The organism is Mucilaginibacter sp. OK268 (assembly GCF_900103125.1).
Lineage (GTDB): Bacteria > Bacteroidota > Bacteroidia > Sphingobacteriales > Sphingobacteriaceae > Mucilaginibacter.
Genome location: NZ_FNJV01000004.1, coordinates 288,917 through 312,020, shown reverse-complemented (window position 1 = coordinate 312,020; position 23,104 = coordinate 288,917). Strand labels below are relative to the sequence as shown.

Annotated in this window: 23 protein-coding genes; 8 read left to right on the top strand and 15 right to left on the bottom strand. The window is 43.4% G+C overall.

What is annotated here, in order from left to right; translation table 11 throughout:
* Positions 1–40: 40 nt before the first annotated feature.
* The 5 genes from BLR84_RS16000 to BLR84_RS15980 all read right to left on the bottom strand — a co-directional run bounded on the left by BLR84_RS16000 (position 41) and on the right by BLR84_RS15980 (position 4,311).
* Positions 41–934 carry a glycoside hydrolase family 43 protein gene (locus BLR84_RS16000; RefSeq protein WP_255366961.1) on the bottom strand — a complete coding sequence of 298 codons (894 nt, stop codon included), beginning with the start codon at positions 932–934 and terminating at the stop codon, positions 41–43.
* 127 nt (positions 935–1,061) lie between these two features.
* Positions 1,062–2,021, bottom strand: a complete 960-nt coding sequence (locus tag BLR84_RS15995; protein WP_090470071.1) for a hypothetical protein — start codon at positions 2,019–2,021, stop codon at positions 1,062–1,064.
* Positions 2,022–2,110: 89 nt separating this feature from the next.
* Positions 2,111–2,326 carry a DUF2442 domain-containing protein gene (locus BLR84_RS15990; protein WP_166092845.1) on the bottom strand — a complete coding sequence of 72 codons (216 nt, stop codon included), beginning with the start codon at positions 2,324–2,326 and terminating at the stop codon, positions 2,111–2,113.
* Positions 2,327–2,517: 191 nt separating this feature from the next.
* Positions 2,518–3,243: a YebC/PmpR family DNA-binding transcriptional regulator gene (locus tag BLR84_RS15985; protein WP_090470379.1), complete on the bottom strand. Its 726-nt coding sequence runs from the start codon at positions 3,241–3,243 to the stop codon at positions 2,518–2,520.
* A gap of 117 nt (positions 3,244–3,360) precedes the next feature.
* The gene (locus tag BLR84_RS15980; RefSeq protein WP_090470066.1) at positions 3,361–4,311 is read right to left on the bottom strand and encodes an NAD-dependent epimerase/dehydratase family protein; all 951 of its coding nucleotides are present in this window, start codon (positions 4,309–4,311) and stop codon (positions 3,361–3,363) included.
* Positions 4,312–4,891: 580 nt separating this feature from the next.
* On the opposite strand from BLR84_RS15980, the gene BLR84_RS15975 reads away from it, so the two are divergent.
* The gene (locus BLR84_RS15975) at positions 4,892–5,899 is read left to right on the top strand and encodes an aspartate-semialdehyde dehydrogenase (protein ID WP_090470064.1); all 1,008 of its coding nucleotides are present in this window, start codon (positions 4,892–4,894) and stop codon (positions 5,897–5,899) included.
* Positions 5,900–6,019: 120 nt separating this feature from the next.
* Here BLR84_RS15975 and BLR84_RS15970 read toward each other — a convergent pair whose 3' ends face one another.
* Positions 6,020–7,111: an acyltransferase family protein gene (locus BLR84_RS15970; RefSeq protein WP_090470062.1), complete on the bottom strand. Its 1,092-nt coding sequence runs from the start codon at positions 7,109–7,111 to the stop codon at positions 6,020–6,022.
* Positions 7,112–7,277: 166 nt separating this feature from the next.
* Between BLR84_RS15970 and BLR84_RS15965 the strand changes: the two genes are divergently transcribed.
* From BLR84_RS15965 to BLR84_RS15940, 6 genes are all read left to right on the top strand, one after another.
* A complete protein-coding gene (locus BLR84_RS15965; protein WP_090470061.1) occupies positions 7,278–8,060 on the top strand; it encodes a hypothetical protein in 783 nt (260 codons plus the stop codon).
* Between the two features lie 33 nt (positions 8,061–8,093).
* Positions 8,094–8,588, top strand: a complete 495-nt coding sequence (locus BLR84_RS15960) for a hypothetical protein (protein WP_090470059.1) — start codon at positions 8,094–8,096, stop codon at positions 8,586–8,588.
* A 51-nt stretch (positions 8,589–8,639) separates the two neighbouring features.
* Entirely contained in the window at positions 8,640–9,533 is an 894-nt protein-coding gene (locus tag BLR84_RS15955; protein WP_090470056.1) for a LysR substrate-binding domain-containing protein, read from the top strand.
* A gap of 338 nt (positions 9,534–9,871) precedes the next feature.
* On the top strand, positions 9,872–10,426 hold the full coding sequence (locus BLR84_RS15950) for a type 1 glutamine amidotransferase domain-containing protein (protein ID WP_090470053.1): 555 nt from the start codon (positions 9,872–9,874) through the stop codon (positions 10,424–10,426).
* A 275-nt stretch (positions 10,427–10,701) separates the two neighbouring features.
* On the top strand, positions 10,702–12,174 hold the full coding sequence (crtD, locus tag BLR84_RS15945) for a 1-hydroxycarotenoid 3,4-desaturase CrtD (protein WP_090470050.1): 1,473 nt from the start codon (positions 10,702–10,704) through the stop codon (positions 12,172–12,174).
* A 61-nt stretch (positions 12,175–12,235) separates the two neighbouring features.
* Positions 12,236–13,636, top strand: coding sequence for an aminopeptidase P family protein (locus tag BLR84_RS15940; RefSeq protein ID WP_090470047.1), 1,401 nt, complete (start codon positions 12,236–12,238; stop codon positions 13,634–13,636).
* A 116-nt stretch (positions 13,637–13,752) separates the two neighbouring features.
* Here the strand turns inward: BLR84_RS15940 and hemH are convergent, their stop codons facing one another.
* The 9 genes from hemH to BLR84_RS15895 form a co-directional block, all read right to left on the bottom strand.
* Entirely contained in the window at positions 13,753–14,772 is a 1,020-nt protein-coding gene (hemH, locus tag BLR84_RS15935; protein ID WP_090470045.1) for a ferrochelatase, read from the bottom strand.
* 188 nt (positions 14,773–14,960) lie between these two features.
* On the bottom strand, positions 14,961–15,659 hold the full coding sequence (locus BLR84_RS15930; protein ID WP_090470377.1) for a fatty acid desaturase: 699 nt from the start codon (positions 15,657–15,659) through the stop codon (positions 14,961–14,963).
* Positions 15,660–15,689: 30 nt separating this feature from the next.
* Positions 15,690–16,541, bottom strand: a complete 852-nt coding sequence (locus BLR84_RS15925; protein WP_090470040.1) for a 4-hydroxy-3-methylbut-2-enyl diphosphate reductase — start codon at positions 16,539–16,541, stop codon at positions 15,690–15,692.
* Between the two features lie 216 nt (positions 16,542–16,757).
* The gene (locus tag BLR84_RS15920) at positions 16,758–17,396 is read right to left on the bottom strand and encodes a carotenoid biosynthesis protein (RefSeq protein WP_176852085.1); all 639 of its coding nucleotides are present in this window, start codon (positions 17,394–17,396) and stop codon (positions 16,758–16,760) included.
* A 14-nt stretch (positions 17,397–17,410) separates the two neighbouring features.
* Positions 17,411–18,499, bottom strand: a complete 1,089-nt coding sequence (locus tag BLR84_RS15915) for a glycosyltransferase family 2 protein (protein WP_090470034.1) — start codon at positions 18,497–18,499, stop codon at positions 17,411–17,413.
* Positions 18,500–18,501: 2 nt separating this feature from the next.
* Positions 18,502–19,128, bottom strand: a complete 627-nt coding sequence (locus BLR84_RS15910; RefSeq protein WP_090470030.1) for a lysophospholipid acyltransferase family protein — start codon at positions 19,126–19,128, stop codon at positions 18,502–18,504.
* Positions 19,129–19,156: 28 nt separating this feature from the next.
* Positions 19,157–19,780 (bottom strand): 1-acyl-sn-glycerol-3-phosphate acyltransferase, encoded by a 624-nt coding sequence (locus BLR84_RS15905; RefSeq protein ID WP_090470027.1) that lies wholly within the window; start codon positions 19,778–19,780, stop codon positions 19,157–19,159.
* Between the two features lie 3 nt (positions 19,781–19,783).
* Complete coding sequence (locus BLR84_RS15900) at positions 19,784–20,593, bottom strand: alpha/beta fold hydrolase (protein WP_090470024.1); 810 nt, start codon at positions 20,591–20,593, stop codon at positions 19,784–19,786.
* 96 nt (positions 20,594–20,689) lie between these two features.
* Positions 20,690–21,928 carry a 3-deoxy-D-manno-octulosonic acid transferase gene (locus tag BLR84_RS15895; protein ID WP_255366960.1) on the bottom strand — a complete coding sequence of 413 codons (1,239 nt, stop codon included), beginning with the start codon at positions 21,926–21,928 and terminating at the stop codon, positions 20,690–20,692.
* Positions 21,929–22,106: 178 nt separating this feature from the next.
* Here BLR84_RS15895 and BLR84_RS15890 point away from each other — a divergent pair, with 178 nt between their 5' ends.
* Positions 22,107–23,090, top strand: a complete 984-nt coding sequence (locus BLR84_RS15890; protein ID WP_090470020.1) for a UDP-glucuronic acid decarboxylase family protein — start codon at positions 22,107–22,109, stop codon at positions 23,088–23,090.
* Positions 23,091–23,104 lie beyond the last annotated feature (14 nt).

Sequence of the window (23,104 nt, the reverse complement as noted above, 5' to 3'; positions counted from 1 at the left end):
AATGAAATGCCATGTCTGCTTACGCTCGTTTTAACCCATACTATAATTTCATCAACGCGTTCAGCTCTTTTTCGCTTATCTGGAAAATGGTACCATGCCTGATACCTGTGGGCAGGTTGATCTTATCCGTAATATCCGTCCAGTTTTTAAGATCGGTTGAGCTGATGGCGCCATAGTGATGATCCATATACCTGTCAAAATAAACCCGCCATTCCTTACCGATCTTTAAAGTTGTAGGTCCTTCGGCCCAATAATCACCTGTAATTTTACTACTCGCCGCCGAGTACGGGCCTGTTAAACTATTGCTGTACGCTATTTTTATATTCTTTTGTGGTGGTGTGCGGGTCTCGTCCTTCAGGAACATAACAAAGCGTTTGCCATCTTTTACAATAGTGGCATCTATGGAGTTAAAGCCAGGGTCATAAAGCAGTTTAGTTTTGCTATACGTTTTAAAATCCCTGGTAGTAACATAATAAAGCCGGTGGTTATACTTACTATCCCCTTCCGAATCTGTAGTGGTAAACTTGCCCGGGATGGTTGTTGCCCAATAGATCATATAGGTTTTTGTTTTACCATCATAAGTTATCTCCGGAGCCCAACAATTGCGAGCTGTGGGTTCATCGGCCATTACGGGTACAAATTGCTGTTCGCTCCAGTGTATCAGATCGGTGGATGAAGCGTAGCCAATTCCTCTATCGTTCCAGCTCACTGTCCACACCATATGGAATAAACCATCGGCGCCACGGATAATACAGGGATCACGCATCAGTTTATCATTAGCTACAGTGGGCTTTAAAAATGAGCTGTCCTTTTTTAATGCTGTCCATTGATAACCATCGCGACTATAGGCCAGGTGCAAACCATCCTGCCCGTTATCTTTAAAATAACAAAACATATAAACCGGTTTTTCAATAGCTTGTTGGCTGTGAGCCATAGAAAAAATCAAGAATTGAAAAAGGAGAAGGAAACAACGTTTCATGGTTGAATTATAATTGTATTTTTCACAATTATAATCAATTGTTATGGCAAACGGAAAGCCGGCTTAAAAATTACAGCAACAATTATTCCCCTGATTTTGGAGGGATGTTTTTCATATTAAACCGGGGCTTGTAAGCCGGTTTAGCTGCGGGTTCTTCGGCTGGCGGCGACGTACCAGTTGGCTGTTCTTCTTCCGGGTCCTGTTCAGCTGTTGGTTCAGTTTCGGCAGGCTTTGGCTTTACCATACCCGCCTGGAAACGTGGCTTGTAGGCCGGTTTTGCGGCTGGCATTCCAGCCTCTGGCGATGGCTCCTGTTTTGCTTCCTGTGGTTCTTCTGCTACAGGTTCGCTTTCCGCGGGCTTGGGCTTCATCATCGCGGCGTTAAACCGGGGCTTAAATGCTGGTTTTGCTGGGGCTTGCTCGCTAGGTGGTGGTGTATTTTCTTCTTTCGTCTCTGGCTTTTCCTGTGGCTCTGCGGCTTCTTCAGCAGGTTTCGGCTTCATCATCGCAGCATTAAACCGGGGCTTAAATGCCGGTTTAGGAGCGTCAGCTGCTGGCGTAGTGTCTTCTTCTTTTGCTTCTGCCTTTTCCTGTGGTTCTGTAGTATCCTCCGCTGGCTTGGGTTTCACCATGCCGGGATTAAACCGGGGTTTAAATGCCGGTTTGGCTGCAGTTTGTTCCACCGCAGGTGTAATTTCTTCTGGCGTGGTTTCCTGCTTTTCCTCAGCAGGTTTGGCAACCCCACCAGCCCTGAATTTGGGCGCGAAACCCAGTTTGGGTGATGGCGAGGCTGTTTCCGTCAGACTCTCAGTAATGGTTTGTTCGGCCAGCGGGTTTTCGATTCTTACTTTTTCTGTTTTTACTTCGGGAGCAGCCGGAAACTGTCGCCTGAGCTTATTGAACCAGTACTTTTTGGTATGGTCGAAGCTTTTTTCGCCCATTTGCTCAAAGTGAGTTTTAAATTCAGAAAACAGCGCTGCCTCCGCCGCTTGTAAAGCAACCAGGTCGATCTTTTTCTTTTTAAAAAACTCTTCGAATAACATAGGGTTAGATTTGAGATGTGAGATGTGAGATGTGAGACAACTTCATGTTTCCCAATCTCATATCTCACATCTAACTTCTCATATCTATTTTAAAGATCCACGTTCACATCCAACTGGTTAAAGTGGATGCCTTTATCGGTTTGTTTCCAGTCATCACGTTCCTCGTCGGTGGCGTTCATCAGCTTGGGGAACCATTCCAACGGGAAAGCCTGCTGTTTGCCATCTGGTTTTTCAACAAAAAGCAAGCCATTGGCAAAAGTTACTTTTACCTTTTTTTCTTCCTTACGTGAACTGAATAGTGGCATGATGTTAATATATATAAACCCGTCATTGCGAGGTACGAAGATAACCGACCGGAGGGAGCTCATTAATGCCAATAAAACAAACACAACATTAATAATCTCTACGTAAGCAGGTCAAATATGCTTTTTTATTTGCTCTGTATAGTTTAGAGATTGCTTCGTACCTCGCAATGACGTTTAGTGAAAAATCAAACTTACTCTGCCATATTATGGTAAACCGCCTGCACGTCGTCGTCCTCTTCCAGGCGGTCAATCAGTTTCATGATATCGGTAACCTGTTCTTCGGTAACTTCATGGAATGATTGCGGTACGCGCTCCAACTTGGCCGATTTTACTTCAACACCTACTTCTTCCAGCGCTTTCTGCATTTTACCAAAATCTTCAAAAGCGGTATGGATCACGCCGATATCTTTACCTTCTTCATCAGCCTCCACAAACAGATCTTCCAAACCTGCGTCTATCAGTTCAAACTCCAGTTCTTCCAGGTCGCGGTCGCCGGGCTCAAATGTAAAAACAGATTTGCGGGTGAAAATGAAATCCAATGACCCGGTTTTACCCAACGAACCACCATATTTGGTAAAATAGCTGCGTACGTTAGCTACGGTGCGGTTGGTATTATCGGTAGCGGTTTCTACCAATACGGCAACACCATAAGGGGCGTATCCTTCGTATACTAATTCTTCGTAATCCTTTTCATCGCGACTGGTAGCTCTTTTTATAGCGGCTTCCACACGATCTTTAGGCATATTTACCGCCTTGGCATTTTGTACTGCGGTGCGCAGGCGCGAGTTGGTAGTTACATCACCACCACCTGCTTTTACGGCCATTACAATCTCTTTACCTAAACGTGTAAACTGCACGGCCATTTTGGCCCAGCGTTTAAATTTTCTCTCTTTGCGGAATTCAAATGCTCTTCCCATAATTCTTTTTTTGTCCATAGCCCATGGTTCATAGTCCATGGATCAAGCGAATATAATATTTGTTTTATATAAGTTTCAAACCCTTAGTCTTTTGCTTTACGCATTCAACCTTCGGCTTTATATAACGGTTTTTAAATTAGTCAGCATATCATTGGTCATGGCAGCCAGGTCATATTCCAGCTTCCAGCCCCAATCTCTTTCGGCATAACTATCGTCAATTGATTTTGGCCAGCTATCGGCAATGGCCTGTCGCGGATCATTTTCGGCATAGCTTATCTCAAAACCCGGGATCTGTTTTTTGATCTCCTCGGCCAGTTGAGTTGGCGTAAAACTGATCCCCGCCAGGTTATATGATGAGCGGATGGTCAGTTGTTCGGCAGGGGCATCCATTAAGGATATAGTGGCCCTGATGGCATCATCCATATACATCATGGGCAAAGCGGTATCTGCCGAAAGGAAGCTGGTGTATTTACCTTTTTTTAAGGCCTCGTGGAATATATGCACCGCGTAATCGGTAGTGCCGCCGCCCGGATTAGCGCGCCAGCCGATGAGGCCGGGGTAACGGATGCTGCGTACATCCAGTCCGTATTTGGTAAAATAATATTCGCACCAGCGTTCGCCGGCCAGTTTGCTGAAACCGTAAACGGTGTTAGGGTCCATTACGCAATACTGCGGGGTATGAAGCTGCGGAGAGTTTGGCCCGAATACCGCTATGGAGCTTGGCCAAAAAACTTTGGCGGTTTTAAACTCCACCGCAAAATCAAGTATGTGGATGAGGCCGGTCATGTTTAGATCCCAGGCCAGTTTGGGTTTTTGCTCGCCTACGGCCGAAAGTATGGCTGCCAGCAGGTAAACCTGGGTAGGGCGGTGTTTATCAAATATATGGTGCAGATTGTCCTTATCCAGCACGTTCACCAGCTCGTACGGACCGCTATGACGTATGGCGTAACCCGGATCATTGATGTCGGATGCTATAACGCTTTCGGCTCCATGTATCTTTCTTAAAGCAACAACCAGTTCTGTCCCTATCTGGCCGTTGGCTCCTATCACTAAAATCTTTTCGCTCATGTATTTTTGAGTTTAGGCAAAGGTAAAAATTTGGGCGAAATGTGTTGAAGGAGTTGATGAAGTTTATTCGGGCTTGAATTGCGATTTTGAATAGTTTGAGACCTGATCTTGGCCGCGGGAGGGCCTTTACTTTTGTCTGAACCAGAATTTACTGAATTTTAGAATTAACAGAATAACAATGCAATGACTTAGAATTTCTTTTCCCCCTTAGCAGATAAGTTTTAGATGAATCATGTTAATCCTTGAATTCTATAAATCAAGGTTCAGACAACCCGCGTTAGCGATAGCAGTGGATACCGGCCCGTGGCTAATGCGTTGTGGCGTATAAGCGGATAGCGCGGGCCGAAGGCAACGCCCACATCAGAGTCAAGAATCAAGAGACAAGAATCAAGAAAACCAACTCAATAATTCAATAAATCACTAATTCAATAATTGCATAAACTACCAATCTGATAGATTAAGTTCAAATCCTCAAAAAAAAATCGCATATTTGGAGTTTAACAATTTATTATATAACAAATTAACAAAATGAAACCTCCGATGGAAGCTTCATTACAGATCAAAAACAAATAACAACAAAATGAAAGTCGCAGTAGTAGGTGCTACAGGATTAGTAGGCACCAAAATGTTGCAGGTTCTTGCAGAACGCAACTTCCCCGTTACAGAATTAATTCCCGTAGCTTCAGAAAAAAGTATTGGCAAAGAAATTACTTTTAATGGTAAGCAGTTTAAGGTGGTTTCTGTTGAGGATGCGATTAAGATGAAGCCGGACGTAGCGATTTTCTCGGCCGGCGGAAGCACTTCATTACAGCAAGCTCCTTTATTTGCAGCCGCTGGTACAACTGTTATTGACAACTCATCGGCATGGCGCATGGACCCTACCAAAAAACTGGTAGTACCTGAAGTAAATGCGGATGTATTGACCGCTGATGATAAGATCATCGCCAACCCTAATTGCTCCACCATACAAATGGTAGTGGCCTTAAAACCGCTACACGATAAATACAAAATTAAAAGGGTAGTGGTTTCTACCTATCAATCGGTAACCGGCACAGGCGTAAAAGCTGTCGACCAGTTATTTAACGAGCGTAAGGGTATCGACGGACCTAAGGTTTATCCTTATACAATCGACCTGAACGTGATCCCGCAGATAGATGTTTTCACCGAGAACGGCTATACTAAAGAGGAAATGAAAATGATCCTGGAAACCAAAAAGATCATGGGCGACGATAGCATCAAAGTTACTGCTACCACAGTACGTATCCCGGTTATGGGTGGTCACTCTGAGTCAGTAAACATTGAGTTTTTCAATGATTTTGACTTGACCGAACTACGTGAGCTGCTAGCTAAATCGCCAGGTATTGTTGTAGTTGACGATCCTGCCAACCTGAAATATCCAATGCCGCTTGACGCGCATGATAAAGACGAGGTATTTGTAGGTCGTATCCGTCGTGACGAAACTCAGGACAATACCCTGAACTGCTGGATAGTATCAGACAACCTGCGTAAAGGCGCTGCTACCAACGCCGTGCAAATTGCCGAATATTTGGTTGCCGCGCATTTGATCGGTCAACCGGTTGAAGCGTAATTTTAGCTTTAAATAGAATTAGGCCCTGTGATGAGAATTGCAGGGCTTTATTATTTATGGTTAAAAAGGCCTTGTTCATGGTTTTCCCTAAATAAACACCTAATTATGTAGGGGATTTTGTTACTGTACTACCTCTGAATCTGTTGCAGCCTTTAATTCTAATTTTTCAATGATACGCTTTCCCCAATTTTGAAAAGGCACCTCAATTAAATTATAAGTAAGCAGCGAAACCGCAACACTTATGGAAAAAATGATCGAAAACCTGACCATCACATCCATCGAGGAATTATTACAATAGTGACTTAAATGGTATTTTTGAAGTAAGCCCGCCACCAACAGGTGTACCAAATAGATACTGTAGCTTAATTTTCCTATCCAAACGGTAAATCTGTTTACCAATAAAACGGATGGATACCCTGATAAGCCAAATGCTAAAAATGCAAAAGCGATGGCAAAAATATAATGCACTTTAAACACATTGCCTCCCAATAAGTGCAAAACTATGAATGCCGCAATTAAGCCATAGGTCCTGTATCTCCGGGGATTCAAAGCATTATTATATTTATTTGCCGATATATGATAAAGACATATCCCAATTAAAAAAATCGGCAGTTGCGAAATAAAGTTCTCATAAGTGAACACGCCCCAGAGTATTGGATCATTAATAAGTGGATGTTTTGACATGATACTAGTAACCATTTTTGCTAAAAGCATACCGATGAGCGTGATGTTGATAGCACTCCAGACAGATCTGATTCTCAAAAACAAAAAGGGAAATATCAGGTAAAAAAGAACTTCGATACCAACCGACCAGCCGCCAGGGATGGTAGAGTTAATCCAGAATGGGCTTAGCCCATGTAAAAAAAGAAGATTGGCCAGTTTAGAATAATTTGTAGGCGTTTGTACACCTGTTAACAAGATCAATAATATCATGAAGTAGTAAAGTGGTAATATTCTGAAAACGCGTCGCAAAAAGTAATTGCGTAATGGATGTGCTTCACAGTTCATTTTTGCATTTAACGACAGGCAAAGTGTAAAGGCACTCATCAAGAAAAAAAGTGTTACACCTTTATCACCATTTTGCAGGAAAGTTTCAAAAAATGCGGGTAATTGGTAATTATTGATCCCTGCAAAATATGGATGCGTGTGATGAAGCACCACCAATATAATAGCGATACCACGTAAAGAATCAATATATTTAAACCTATGCATTTATTGGGGATCAGGTGTAATGGTTCGGTCTTATAATTTTAGTGACATTTGAATCATATTTCCCTAACCTACTCAGTTTATGTAAACAAATAAGTAGCTGTTAAAGTAATATTTTTGACAGGGATAATCAATTGATTATCCCTTTTTTTATTTAAACTTGTTTGCTATGAAAACCATTAAGCTGATAGTTGTTTTGTGCTGTTGTTTAGCTTCAGTCAGAGTGTTTGCGCAGAATAGTCCGCAAGCTATTGAAGGTGATCTGCTCCGGATACTCAAAAAAGTAAACTATTACGGATCGCACAAAAAAGAGTGGAAAGCGATGGACTCGCTGTTGAAGCAAAACAAGATCTTTGCTGTAAAACTCAAATATTATACGTCTAAATATCCCGAAACCATTAAACAACCCTTTACATCATTGGTTAAGGAGCGTTTGGTGATAGCCACTTCTGCCGATGGTATATTCCGTACCTATTCCTGGAACACACAGTTGGGTGTTAAAGGCTTTGATATTTATAATGTGCTGCAATACAAAAACGGGGGGCAAACGGTGTCGCTCTTAAAAATGGATACCATTGGTAAAAAGGGATATGTATCGCTTTGGTACCCTAAAATATACACTTTTACTACTGCCGGCAAGGTTTATTACCTGGCTACTTATAACTCGGTTTATTCGGCTACCAAAGCCGGGCAGGGCTTAAAAATATTTACTATTGATAAAGGTAAGCTGATTGGCAATCCGCCGTTTATAAAAACACCCACCGGGGTATACAGCCAATTACATTATGATTTTGATGTGAGCTCCATAGCCGACTGGAAATCGTACCCGGCCATTTATTTTGACAAAGCCACCCAAACCATTCATACACCGCTGGTTGATTACAATCATAAAATGACGCATAAGCTAATCACTTATAAATTCACCGGTCGATTTTTTGAAAAGGTAAAATGATACTGACTTAAGACAAAACCTAAAATCAATTTTATGGACCGGTTTCTTGAAGTATTTAACAGCGTAGTAGAAAACAACCGTGCAGCTCTTGAAAAAAACCAGATCAGTTCATTTGTTGAGTGGTGGTATGATTCATGGGTTTTAAAATTACAGAAAAAGGGATGGTCATCGACGGCATTACACGAAAACCCCATTCATTCCGGCATATTTTTCTCCATTTGGTTAACTGAGAAAGATCTGGAGAAATCAGTATTCAATTACAATATTCATGCGCTGAAACTCCGGGAACTGGAGGGGTATACCATCAAAAGTCGTGAATTCGCGAACGACTTCCGGTTGGCATTTACCTCGGATCAATCTTCCTGGAAAAATGTATCGGTCAATTACGGCCCGCTTACGCTGATGCAGGGATACATGCCCCTGGTGCAGGAAAGCTTTGAAAAAGATGTGGATCACCTGTTGAAGAAATTCATCCCGTTATGCCCCATAATTGACCACCTGTTTGAAGTAAGAAAAAAAGTTAAATGACCTATCAACTCATCCGCGCTTTTTAAAAACTTAAAAAGTTAACTTAGCCAAATGATTTCCTTTGCTCACCGTGTATTTATGGAAGTGGCTGCCAACCTGAGTTTCAGCAAGGCAGCACAGGTGCTGTTTATTACACAGCCAGCCATTAGCAAGCACGTTAAAGCCCTGGAAGATCAGTATAAAGTCCCTCTGTTTGAGCGCAAGGGCAACAGCATCCTGCTTACCGACGCTGGCAACAAGCTCAACGAATACCTACAGCAGGCTACCGAAATTGAGCGTAAGATAGAGTATGATCTTTCGGTGCTCAGCAACCTGTCGCAAGCCGCCGGGCATTTGCGTTTGGGGGCCAGTACCACTATCGCCCTGTATATTTTACCATCCATACTTTCGGGTTTTCAGCGTGAATATGCCAATGTGGATGTACAATTGGTAAACCGCAACTCGGAATATATTCTGAACGCCCTGCTTAACCACGAAGTCGATATCGGTATTATTGAGGTTGATAACAAGCTCACCACGGTATCTTATACACCATTTATGAGCGATGAGGTGATCCCGGTATGCTCAGCTAAAAGTCCGTTGGCTGGTAAGTCGCTTACACTAAAACAACTTTTAAAAACGCCATTGGCAGTGAGGGAGCGAGGGTCTGGCACATTGAACGCGGTACTAAAATCATTATCTGCTTTGCACATCAAACCGGCCGACTTATCCGTAAAGATCCGCCTGGGCGGTACCGAGGCACTGAAAAATTTTCTCCTGGCCGATCAATGCCTGGGCTTTATGCCTCGCCCATCCATCATCCGTCAGCTGGCCGAAGGCGACCTGGTAGAAGTGCCGATTGAGGGATTGAAGATCACCCGTGATTTCTTTTTCATCCGCCGTAAGGGGACAGAAGACTATGGCTTAACCAGCAATTTTATCAATTTTGCGCTGGGGCATCAATAGCCTCACCCCAGCCCTCTCCAAAGGAGAGGGAGCTAAAAGCAAACCTATCTGCGCCGTTTGTAACCTACGCAAGATAAAAAGTGGGTTTACATGGTTTACACTTTTTACGGTTAACATGAATTTATATTATTGACAATCAGTAATTTATGTGAAAAAATGCCCAATATGCCGGGTTTACATGTAAACCATGAAAAACAATGTCCATTCACCAACACCTATGATTACAAACGAGCATAAGGTGCAAACGTGCTTATTTTCAAATAACAAAAACCATCTGCCAGTCCAGCTGTAATTATATTATACTTAATTTTTATAACTTAAAATTAAAATATAAAATTATGGCAAGTTTGAGCAACAGAAAAGTAGCGATCCTTACCGAAGAAGGATTTGAGCAGGTAGAGTTAACAAGCCCTAAACAAGCGTTGGAAGCAGCCGGCGCAATCGTTCATGTGATATCGCCCAAAAGTGGAACTATTAAGGCCTGGGATAAAACCAACTGGGGTATTGAAATTAATGTAGATCGACAATTGAGTGAAGTAAGCCCGGATGAGTACGACGCACTGGTACTGCCCGGTGGTGTGCTTAACCCGGATAAATTACGACAAAATAAAGACGCGGTAGCCTTTGCATCGGCATTTTTAGATGAAGGTAAACCTGTGGCAGCCATATGCCATGGACCGCAATTACTGATAGAAACAGGTTTGATCAAGGGTCGCCGACTTACCTCATACCCATCATTACAAACCGATCTAAAAAATGCCGGGGCCGATTGGGTTGACCAGGAAGTAGTGGTTGATCAAGGTCTGGTGACCAGTCGCCGGCCGGCTGATCTGGACGCCTTTAACCGTAAAGCCATAGAAGAAATTGGCGAAGGCGTGCATCATCATGTCTGATATAAGCTGGCTTTTATAAATACCTTATCCAAAGTTTATACCAACGCAGAGAAACAATAACCGATAAATCCTGTTGAGTATATAGTGAGCTTATTATGCCGAGTTTGTCAACCGGGCACGCTGTGAAGCATGCTCTACAATCATTAAGGACAAATTCAGTACAATAACCTAACTGGGGGTAGGATCATTCGTGGTTCTGCCCTTTTTTATGAGAACTTCCGATAAAAGTCTCCCCCTTCGGGGAGATATAGAGGGGGCTTTTTTATCTTTACCCCATGCCTGTAAAAAAAGTGTTGATCATTGGTGCCGGGATCGCTGGTATAGCTACGGCTATCCGTTTGGCGGTAAAAGGTTACCAGGTTGATGTTTTCGAGGCCAATAATTACCCGGGCGGCAAGCTATACGAGTTTGAGCAAAACGGCTTCCGGTTTGATGCCGGGCCCAGCCTGTTCACCATGCCCCAATATGTAGATGAACTGTTTACCCTCGCCGGTAAAAACCCTTCAGATTATTTCAACTACCAAAAGCTGGATGTGGTTTGCCGGTATTTTTATGAAGATGGCACCACCCTAAACGCTTATGCCGATCAGGAGAAATTCGCGGCAGAAGCAAATCAACAAACCGGCGAGCCAGCCGATTCCATCAAAAAACACCTTAAAAACAGCGCCAATATATATGGCATTACTAATCATGTTTTCCTGGAGCAGTCGTTACATCGCCTGAAAACTTACTTACATGGGGATACAGTACGTTCTGTTTTCAGGTTTCCGCAGATTGATGCTTTTCGCTCCATGCACGAGGCCAACCAAAGTCTTTTTAAGGATAAACGCCTTACCCAATTTTACGACCGGTATGCTACCTACAATGGCTCCAACCCCTACGCCGCACCGGCTACACTCAATGTGATCCCGCACCTGGAGCAGCATTACGGCGCCTATTTCCCTGAGGGTGGCATGTACAGCATCATGAGCAGCCTGGTAAAACTGGCAGAATCGCTGGGTGTGGTATTTCATTATAACTCGCTGGTGGAAGATATCATACTGGAAAAGCAAAGCGCAAAAGCCATCAAAGTAAAAGGCGAATTAATACCTGCGGATATTATTGTATCCAACATGGATATATGGTTTACCTATCACAAATTGTTAAAGCAACATCCTCATCTATTCCCTAAAAAAGTCCTGAGGCAGGAACGCAGCAGCTCCGCCCTGATATTTTATTGGGGCATCAGCAAACAATTCGCGCAGCTAAACCTTCATAATATCTTTTTCAGCAAGGATTATAAAGCCGAATTTGATCATATCTGGCAGCAAAAAGATATTTACCATGATCCAACCGTATATCTTAACATCAGCTCCAAATACAAAGCGGATGATGCACCTCCCGACTGTGAGAACTGGTTTACTATGATCAACGTACCCGCCAATACCGGGCAGGATTGGAACAGTCTGATCAGCACCGCACGCCAAAATATATTAGCCAAACTTAGCCGTATCCTGGGTGAGAATATCAGCAACTTGATCATATCCGAAAGCATTCTTGATCCGCGCGATATCGAGAGTAAAACATCATCGTACCAGGGATCGTTGTACGGCACCAGCTCCAACAACCAGTTCGCGGCATTTTCACGACATGCCAACCGGTCGTCGGCAATTAAAAACCTGTATTTTTGCGGCGGCAGCGTGCATCCGGGCGGCGGCATCCCGCTTTGCCTGCTTTCGGCCAAAATTGTGAGCGATTGGATAGGGTAATTTTGCCGTACGATTCGCTAAATTTGACCATCCAATCTATATTGATAAATTATAATAACCTATGAAACTTCAGCTTTTTGACAAACAGGTTTATACCGACAGAAGAAATGTATTAAAGCAAAATATCGGGCAAGATGGTATTATCCTGTTATTAGGTAACGAGGATAGCAGCATGAACTATAAGGATAATTGCTACCCCTTCCGTCAGGACAGTACTTTTCTTTACTACTTCGGCCTCGATGTGCAAAACCTGGCTGCCATAATTGATACCGATACCGGCGAAGAAGTAGTTTTTGGCAACGAACTAACCATTGACGATATCATCTGGACAGGCACCCTGCCTACCGTGCACGAAATGGCGGGGCTGGTTGGCGTTACCCAAACAAAGCCATCTGATCAGATATTGCACTATGTACACAAGGCCCTGATAGCCGGCAGAAAAGTACATATTTTACCACCTTACCGCCCCGAAAACCGCATGAAACTGGCTACCTGGTTTAACGTAAGCCTGGAGGATGTGCAGGATCATGTATCCGTTAAGTTGATTAAAGCGGTGATCGCGCAGCGGGTGATCAAAACTCCTTTGGAGATCCAGGAGATGGAAAAAGCGGTGTCCATTAGCGTAGATATGCAGCTGGCCGTTATTAAAGCAACCCGCCCCGGTATTAAGGAATATGAGCTGGTAGCCATAGCCAACGAAGCAGTAGCGGCAGCCAACGGTCGCCTGGGTTATCCGGCCATTATCACTACACATGGCCAAACACTGCATACCCATTATTATGGCAACACCCTGCAGGATGGAAACATGGTATTGAGTGACATTGGCGCCGAAAACGACATGCACTATGGCGGCGACCTTACCCGCACTTTCCCGGTTGGGCGCAGTTTTACCAATAAACAAAAAGAATTATACGAGGTGGTGCTAAATTCGATGAATCACGCCATCAGTCTGCTAAAACCAGGTACACGCTATAAAGATATTCACCTGGCGGCCTGCCAAAAATTGGTAGAGGGATTAAAACAGGTTAACCTGATGAAAGGCGACGCGGCCGAAGCCGTTGCGGCCGGTGCGCATACCATGTTTTTCCAATGCGGACTTGGCCACATGCTGGGCATGGATACGCATGACATGGAAGATCTGGGCGAACCATATGTAGGTTATACAGATACGCTGAAAAAAGAAACAGTGTTCGGATTGAAATCCTTGCGCCTTGGTCGCGAGCTGGAAGCGGGCTACGTACTTACCGTGGAACCCGGTATTTACATCATCCCCGAGCTCATAGATCGCTGGAAAGCCGAAAACAAGTATGCCGATTTTATCAATTACGATGTACTGAACACCTATCGTGATTTTGGCGGCATCCGTATTGAAGATAATTTTTTGATTACCGATACCGGCAGTCATTTGCTGGGTAAGTATCTGCCAAAGACTTTGAAGGAAATTGAGGGGTTGAGGGAGTAAAGAATTCCTTTTATAAAACACGTCATTGCGAGCGCAGCGTGGCAATCCCCGATAGGCAGAGCCTCTCTGTATAGTTAGGGATTGCTGCGCAATGACGTAATGGTTAAATATTGTTCTTAATTTTCCCTTACCATTTTCTCCAAAGCATCTATCCACATCGGCGAGTCATTCAAACTTTCAACCAGCTGAACTTTTTCGCCGCCGAGGGCTTTAAACTCGTCACCGTATTCGGTAGTTACTTCGTAAACGGTTTCCAGGCAATCGGCTACAAAAGCGGGGCAAAATACCAGCAGGCTTTTCTTACCTTCTTTAGCCAGTTTGGTTACAATTTCGCTGGTATAGGGCTGTACCCATGGGTCGTTACCCAAGCGTGATTGAAAGCAGATGGTATATTTATCTTTAGGAATATTCAGTTTTTCGGCGATCAATTGTGCGGTATGGTGCGACTGTGCCGAATAACAGTTTTTATTAGCATCGGTGAGCGTTTGGCAGCAGTCGCTCAATTTTAAACAATGCTTCTGGGTATGATCGGCTTTAACCAGTTGCCTTTGCGGCAAACCATGAAAGCTGAACAACACGTGATCGTAGCTCTCCGGGTTATATTTCTGAGCATTATCGGCAAAGGTGGCAATCATGCCTTCGTTATCATGAAAAGAGTTCACGAAGGATATATTAGGTTTGGTAGGCCATTGCATTAACAGCTCCATCACCTTATCATAAACAGAACCGGTACTAGCCGACGCATATTGTGGAAACAGGGCGATAACCTGTATATCATCCACCAAAGCGGCTTTAAGCCTGTTCAGCGCCGATTCAATAGAAGGGTTTTGGTAACGCATAGCCAGTTCAACAATGTATTCATCGCCCAGGCGTTGTTGCAGGGCTTTTTGCTGCAGCAGGCTATAATGCATTAATGGTGAACCGGTTTCCTTATCCCAAATGGCCTGGTATAATTTAGCCGATTTTGGCGCCCTGAACGGAGCTATCAATCCACGTACTAACAGCGTACGTGATATAGGGTTGATATCAATTACCCTCGGATCCATTAAAAACTCATTCAGATAAGTACGTACATCCGCCGTTGAAGGGCTATCAGGCGTACCTAAATTCACTAATAAAACTGCTTTTTTACCCATAACTATTTCAGCCGCAAAAATATAAAATTATTGCCCCCTAACAGATTTTGAGGGGATATATTACAAATAAATGATTGGTAGGGGAATCATCCTATCAAAGCGCGTCATTGCGAGCGCAGCGTGGCAATCCCTAAAGTACAGAGCGGCTCTGCTTATCGGGGATTGCCACGCTATCGCTCGCAATGACGTTATTTTATGCTCCCCCTTCCGGGCTCTGGCAAGGCTCTCCACAATTTCCACCAGGGTATCCCCGGCGAATCATGGTGTTCATAATGATAGCCGAAAAAATAACAGCTCAAAAAGGCCAATACATGGTTCCGCCGCTGGCTCCTGGCAAAATAAGCGTTATCATGCTCGCCTTTATGGGGCTGATAAGTACCAAAATAAAATAACTGTAGCGTGCTTAACAGCGAGGGTACCACCCAAAACATAATCAGGTTGGGTTGGGGGATCCAAATTTTTAAAATATTGAACAAAACAGCCATCACCACAATTTGCCATATCGAAAGATAATTGCGAATAAATCTTACATACCAGCTCCAGAAACTCCCTTCATGATAATCTGGGTCGCTGGCAGTATGTACGTGGTTATGGTGCTCGTGGTGTTTGGTGTATAGTTTTGGATACCAGAACGAGGCATATAAAAGAGTACAGATGTACCCGGTAATGTTATTCAATGTACGGTTGGATGATACGGTACCGTGCATGGCATCGTGCGCGGTGATGAATAAACCCGTATACAGGTGCATTTGAACCAGCATCAATAAATAAACCAAAGGATTAGCAAAGCTGAAATGCCAGCGCATTAATAAAACAATGCTGACCGCCCAGCTGCCCATAACCAGCATGGCAATAAATAAACCTGTATTTGATGGGCTTTTTGGCATGATGCTCATACAACAGCAAAAAGCGTGCTGTTAAAATTGTTCAAGCGCGGCCTTTACGTCCTGCATCAGCCACATAGGGGTTGATGTGGCGCCGGCTATACCAATGGTATCATTTGGTGAAAAGGTAGTCTTATCCAGCTCGCTTGCTGATGATATAAAGTAGGTATTGGGATTATGCTTGCGGCATACTTCAAACAACACCTTTCCGTTTGACGATTTGCGACCAGATACAAAAACGACCTTATCAAATTGGCGCGCAAATTTGGGCAGATCCTTATCCCGGTTGGATACCTGGCGACAAATAGTATCGTTTGCTTTAAGGTTGTATCCACGGGATATCAGTTCATCCTTTATACCATAAAACTTCTCCATGCTTTTGGTGGTCTGAGTGTACAGCGTAATGTTTTGCGGAAGCTCTACATTGTCCAGCTCGGCAATATCCTGGAAAACAAGGGCCTCGTTGTTGGTTTGTCCTTCCAGGCCAATAACCTCGGCATGACCGTGTTTACCAAAAATCAGGATCTTCTCATTAGCATCGTACGAGGTCTTGATGCGGTTTTGCAGTTTTAAAACCACCGGGCAGGAGGCATCTATCAGCGTAATATTATTCTCTAAAGCGGTGCGGTAAGTATCAGGGGCCTCACCATGTGCGCGGATCAGCACTTTTTCGTTACGCAGGTTTGCCAGCTCGCTATGTTCAATAATCCGCAAGCCCAGCGCTTTCAGTCGTTCCACTTCTTCGTCGTTATGCACAATATCGCCCAGGCAATACAGGTAGCCATCCTCGGCCAGTATTTCTTCGGCCATATCAATAGCATAAACCACCCCGAAACAAAAGCCCGAATCCTGATCAATAGTAACCTTTAACTGATACTCTCCCATGGTGTTGCAAATTTACAGCAAAAAAAACGTTGATGGTAATGTTTTTATAATAACGCTTAGCTTAATGCATTGTTATTGCTTTCTTTAGCGCAAGTCTTGTGCGGTTGCTGGTGGGTTGATGACTTGTGTTTATGAGCATGGTAATGTCACAAGTCAGCCCCCACAATCCCACGACACAAGACTTGCGCCAGAGTGTGTAGCAGGGGGGTGGGCACCTCAGTTCAATATCCCCAAGCCCATAAAAAACAAAAACTGCATGATCAGAAGCGCGGGGGCCACTATACTTTGCAGCTTAAACTTAAATTGATCAAAAACAAAGAGCAACAATGCGCTCAACCCAAACCAGCAAACATAATTTTTTAGGGGGATATGGCTATTTGCCCAGTGCCAGTAATCAAAATGAATGGCCATGGGCTCTATCAATATATCCAACAATACCAGGATAATGGCACCTGTTAGTATTCTTATAGCCTTGTTTTTAATGCGGCTTCTTTGCAGCAATACCCCGGTGGAGTAGATCAGCAAAAACCAATTTACACCAATCATCAGCGGTATCCGGAACAATTGGATGCCCAGTGTTTCGCCATAAGCATAGTTGCCAAATAACCAACCGGTATGCACGCCTATTAGTTCTGCCATAAAACCAATAACAAAAACAAGCAGGGCAAAAAGAAAAAAGCGGCCATCCAATTGATGATGATTGTATATAATGACGATCGTCATCAGTAGTAAATGCCAGGGCACCAGTTTTAAAAATAACACATCGGTTGCCGGCAGGGAGCATCCTACCAAGCCAACCACATGAAATAATATAATGATGATAATGGATACACGCTGCGATCTTGTAGCGATCATGTTCAATGGATTTTTCAAATCCTGCGCCCTTTCCATACCGTGGTTTTGGTGAGATACTTTTGTATGGATAGAGCCGCGATGATCAGCATATTGAACATTTGTACAGGGTGCATGATAATGTTGCTCACCGGGCTCTGATCTGATAACAACGAGATCATGATACGGCTCAACGCAATTAGTCCCAGCATAAAGAACAACAGAGGTAAATTTAAGGTCATGATCACGATCATCGGTCCACCGATAATGAGCACAATGTAGATTAAAAAGCCGATAATGCTGTAATTAAAAGCCGCCAGGAAGTTTTTACTAAATCCGTTTATGGCCTCGTTATAGCTTTTGTACATACGGCAGCTGATCATGCCATTGGCCAGCAGCGATTCGCCATTATAAGTGTTGGCTTTAATCAACCGCATGATCTCTACATCCTCCACTACTTTATTTTTTACCGCTTTGTGCCATTGATGTTTGTGATAAGTAAAGGCATCAAACAGCATAAACTGCCCGCTTGCTGCCGCTACCGATGCATTTTTCACCAGGTATATCAAGCGTACAGGCAATAAGTTTAGCAGTATAAAGTGCATGAGCGGTACAACGGCCCTTTCGCCTGGAGTTTCCATTTGTTGGTTAGTGAACAGGCTCAGCAAGCCCAACTGGTGCAGGTGCATCCGGTGCACCGCGCTATTGATCAAACCATCTTTTACCTCTTCATCAGCATCCAGAAAAAGCAAATACTTACCATCAGCCTGCTGGGCCAGTTGGTAGCAGGCGTGATTTTTACCTATCCAGCCATCGGGTAATTTGCCGCCTTTTATCACCCGGAAATGCGGGTGATTTTCAGCAAAAGTCGAACAAACGGCATAAGTATCATCGGTTGATTCATCATCCAGTATGATCACCTCATAATTTTGATACTCTTGCTGATGGATAGATTGTAACAACAAAAGGATATTCCCAGCTTCGTTACGGGCCGGGATGAGGATGGATACTTTGTCCTGATAGGCCTTAGCTACCCGGTGCAATTTAGGGTTGGATATAAAATTAAACAGGGTTACTGTAAAACGCAGAACAATAAAAAAGAGGGTTATTGATATGGCAATGATCACTTTTATAATATTATTTCGGTTTCACTTTGTTTTGATAAATCGTAATGCTGCTGATAAGCCTTCGCAAGCTCATCTATACTTTTATAAGCCGAATTTCCATCGATGCTTTTTAAGTAAACGGTGGCCGTTGGCTTTTTATGTTTTAAGTACTGAATAAATGTTGCCGAAAATACAAGCCTGAAATTATCCCGGGCCTGTTCTATTATCCGCCAGATCCCCTTTTCAAAATATACCTTGTCGACAAAATTCGAATAAAGTTTTCCCTGCGGAAATATCAATACCAGGTTTTGCGGATCATCAAGCAGTTGGGCGGCATAGTTTAGTGACTGTAACACATCCCTGGAATTTTTATTGACCGAAAAGGCGCCTGCATATCTTAACGCCGGTGCTTTACGGGCCGTATCTTCCAGCATCATCACGTGAAGTTTCTTTTTTAACAGTCTATCATTAACACAGTATAATATCAATCCGTCCCAAAAACTAAAGTGGTTGCTGATGAGCAGGATTGATCTTTGAGGATCGGTTTCAATACTGTTAAACGATAAATTATAAAAATGCCTGCCAACTATCCACCTGATATAGTAGTGCATAAAGCGATTAATAAAAAAGTTCTTTTTATCGTACAGCATGCTATCGCAAGTTAACTAATAACAGCTATCAGTGCTCCATATTAGCCTGTTTTTTTAAGGCCTGCTGATGAAAATCGTTGATGTGTTGTTTCAGCTCTTCAAAGGGCACCTCGCCCGCAACGCCGCAGTCAAAATGATGCATGTAGGCCCGTGGTTTCAGACCTTCAAAATAATCGATCAGCGTACATTGGTAAACTATCTGGCAGGGGCCCTTGATCTGTTTAATCAATCGCTCAATACCATTTTCAACATGGATGTACGTTTCATGATTGGAGTAAAGCGCCCCCTGCGGAAATATAGTGACCAGGTTTTCGGGGTTGTTCAGCAAACCAGCCGAATAGGTTAATGACTCCAGCATTTCGCGCGAGCCTTTTTTCATGGAAAAAGCCCCCAGGTATTTAAAATACCAGTGTTTTAAAAAATGATCATGCTGCATCATGATATAAAGGCGGCGCTTTAAGTTGTTAAAGGCGGCGTAGTTGGCGAAAAAGCCGTCCCACCAGCTAAAGTGATTGGTGAGCAGCAGAATAGAATGCCCCGGGCGTGGTTCAAATGGCTGTAGGTTGATCTCTTTAAAATTACGGCCCATCCACCAGCGCATAAAGCGGTAAAACATTCTACTTAAAGTATCATTCTGGCGCGATGGCAACATAATTTATTGTACTAAATATTCATCCAATGCTTTAATAACCAACCAGTGCCCTAGTGCCAGTTCGTGCACCTCGGCATTATCCAGCTTTTCAATAAAAGGCATCGCTGCCGATTTGGGGAACAGCTTATCATCCTTACCAAATATCAGCTGGCAATTAATTTTATACTGATTGATCTGAGCGGCTATTTTTTCCACATCGGGTTTCAGTAAACGGATCAAATTTAAGGTATAATAAGTATCCAGCCGTTTTTGTTCGGTATCAATTTCATTATAGGCTATCTGGTACAGGTTATCATCTATCATACCTGCCCGCTTTGCGGTTTTCAGCACAAAAGGGGCCAGCCATTTGCTTTTGGTTACCCCCCTGAATAGGAATTTACCCAGCGGGTTATGCAATAAAAAATGAAACCCTTTATATACCGACAGCCCATCCGGTGCCATTAATATCACATCATCAATTAAGTGAGCGTATTCTTCCAGTAATATCAAAGCCAGGTTGGCGCCTATGGAGTAACCCATCACCGAAAACCGCTGTTCGCCATAGGTTTTAAACCATTCCTGCATATACGTATGCACCATATTTTTGGGCATACCAGCGGTGATCTGCTCTTCTGTCCAGCCTTCCAGCTTACTGCCTCCGTGAAAGAAATGATCGAAACCGTAAATATGATATTTGGGTAATATGGACTGTTCAAGCACCTGGAATTGCTTCCCCGTCATGCCATAGCCATGAAAAGCCAGCAATGGTTTCTGACCGGTACCATATTCATGAAAATGCGCTTTACCCAAACCGGGCAGATGTAAAAAACCCATTATTTTTTGATGTGCAAATGTGCAGATTATAATTATAGATGTGCAAATTCTATTAATTCATAAATTCCGGTTCAGACAAAAACATCCGCACATCTATCATCTGCACATCTGCACATCTATATGTTCCATGATCATTTTTGTTGCCCCGGTATGCTCCTGTACGTAGTTGTATATTTTTTTGCTGGTTACAGCATAAAATGTTTCGTCGGTAATTAAAGTATCCACAATACCTTTTAGTTGTGTTTCATCGCTGATACTGAAACCTGCTTTTAGTGCTATCAGTTCTCGTGCTTCGTTAAACTTTAAATAATGCGGACCAAAAATTACGGGTAAACCAAAGGCTGCGGCTTCAAGTGTATTGTGGATACCGGCACCAAAGCCACCTCCAATGTACGCTATTTCGCCATAGGCATATAAGGATGACAGCATACCGATGTTATCGATAACAAGAGATGTGAGATTTGAGATATGAGATGTGAGATCCGATTGAACATCTTTTAATTCAGAGTATTTCACAACTGTACCCTTTGGTAGCAGATTGATCAGGTTATTTATTTTTTCCTCACCAATCTCATGCGGGGCAAAAATAAATTTCCAGTCGGGATATAGTACAGGCAAAGTGGCCAGCAGCTTTTCATCTTCGGGCCAGGTGCTGCCTGCAATAAAAAGCTTTTGGGCGTTCTTAAATTCGCTTACGCCTGCTATCTCTCTTGGGCTTTGCGCATTGGCCCATACCCGGTCAAAACGGGTGTCGCCACTTACAGTTACGTTGGTAAACCCAAGATGGTTAAGCAACTGTTTGGAGTTTTCATCCTGTAAAAAGAAATGGGTAACAAAGCCTAACATTTTACGGTGCAAACCGCCATACCATTTAAAGAATACCTGCCCGGGTCTGAATATACCGGAGACTATATATAGTGGAATATGCTGCCGGTTCAACTCCTTAAAATAATGATACCAGTATTCGTATTTCGTAAAAATGGCCATATCCGGTTTTATGGCGGCAATAAAATCGCGGGCATTATTGGGGGTATCCAAAGGCAGGTAATAAACCGCGTCGGCAAGCGGGGTATTTTTCCTGATCTCATAGCCTGAGGGTGAAAAAAAAGTAACCACAATACTTTTGCCGGGATACTGCTCACGCATAGCCTCCAGAATTGGCCGCCCCTGTTCAAATTCACCCAGGGAGGCAAAATGGAACCAGATACTGCTCTTAAAACTGACCAGTTTTTGTTGCAGGCGACCCTTTATCCACAGGCCGGCTTTTGTGTTAAAAAACGAAGCGAGCCATATAGCGAAGTAATATAATTTGATCCCAATGTTATATAAAAACATCAATTTAAGTATGAATGATTATCTTAGCCGGGCATAAAAGTAATAACAATAATTACAATATGAGGAGAGTAGTTGATTGAGTGAGTAGTTGATTAAGTTATAATAGTTTATAGCTGTTTTCACTTAACCATTCACCTGCTCACCTAATCAACCACTCACTCGTAATAACGGAATAAATATGTCAACCCCTAAACGGATATTAATAACCGGAGCTGCCGGCTTTTTGGGCTCGCACCTATGCGATAGGTTCATCAAAGAAGGCTATCATGTAATTGGCATGGATAACCTGATCACCGGCGATCTGCGTAATATTGAACACTTGTTTAAACTGGAGAATTTTGAGTTTTATAACCATGATGTATCTAAGTTTGTGTATGTTCCTGGCGAACTGCATTACATACTGCATTTTGCCTCGCCTGCAAGCCCTATTGATTATTTAAAAATACCTATACAAACCTTAAAGGTGGGTTCATTGGGTACGCATAACTTGCTGGGACTGGCCCGGGCCAAAGGTTCCCGGATGCTGATCGCCTCTACATCGGAGGTTTACGGCGACCCGAACGTTAACCCACAGCCCGAAGAATATTGGGGTAATGTAAACCCGGTAGGTCCACGGGGGGTTTATGACGAGGCCAAACGTTTCCAGGAAGCCATTACCATGGCTTACCATACCTTTCATGGGCTAGAAACCCGTATAGTACGGATATTTAATACCTACGGTCCGCGTATGCGGTTAAATGACGGGCGTGTATTACCCGCTTTTATTGGCCAGGCTTTAAGGGGCGAATCATTAACCATGTTTGGCGATGGTTCACAAACCCGCTCATTTTGTTACGTGGATGACCTGGTTGAAGGCATATACCGCCTGTTGCATAGTGATTATGCACAGCCGGTGAACATAGGCAACCCTGATGAGATCACTATCAGACAATTTGGCGAGGAGATCATTAAGCTAACCGGTACCGATCAAAAACTCATCAGCCTACCATTGCCGGTTGATGACCCCAAACAACGCCGGCCTGATATTACCAAGGCCAAAGCGATTTTAGGCTGGGAGCCCAAAGTATCCAGGAGCGAGGGCTTAAAAATCACTTTGGATTATTTTAAATCCTTGCCCGAAAAAGAAATAAACCACAAGGATTTTGCGTACTATAATAAATAACATACCCTACTTAA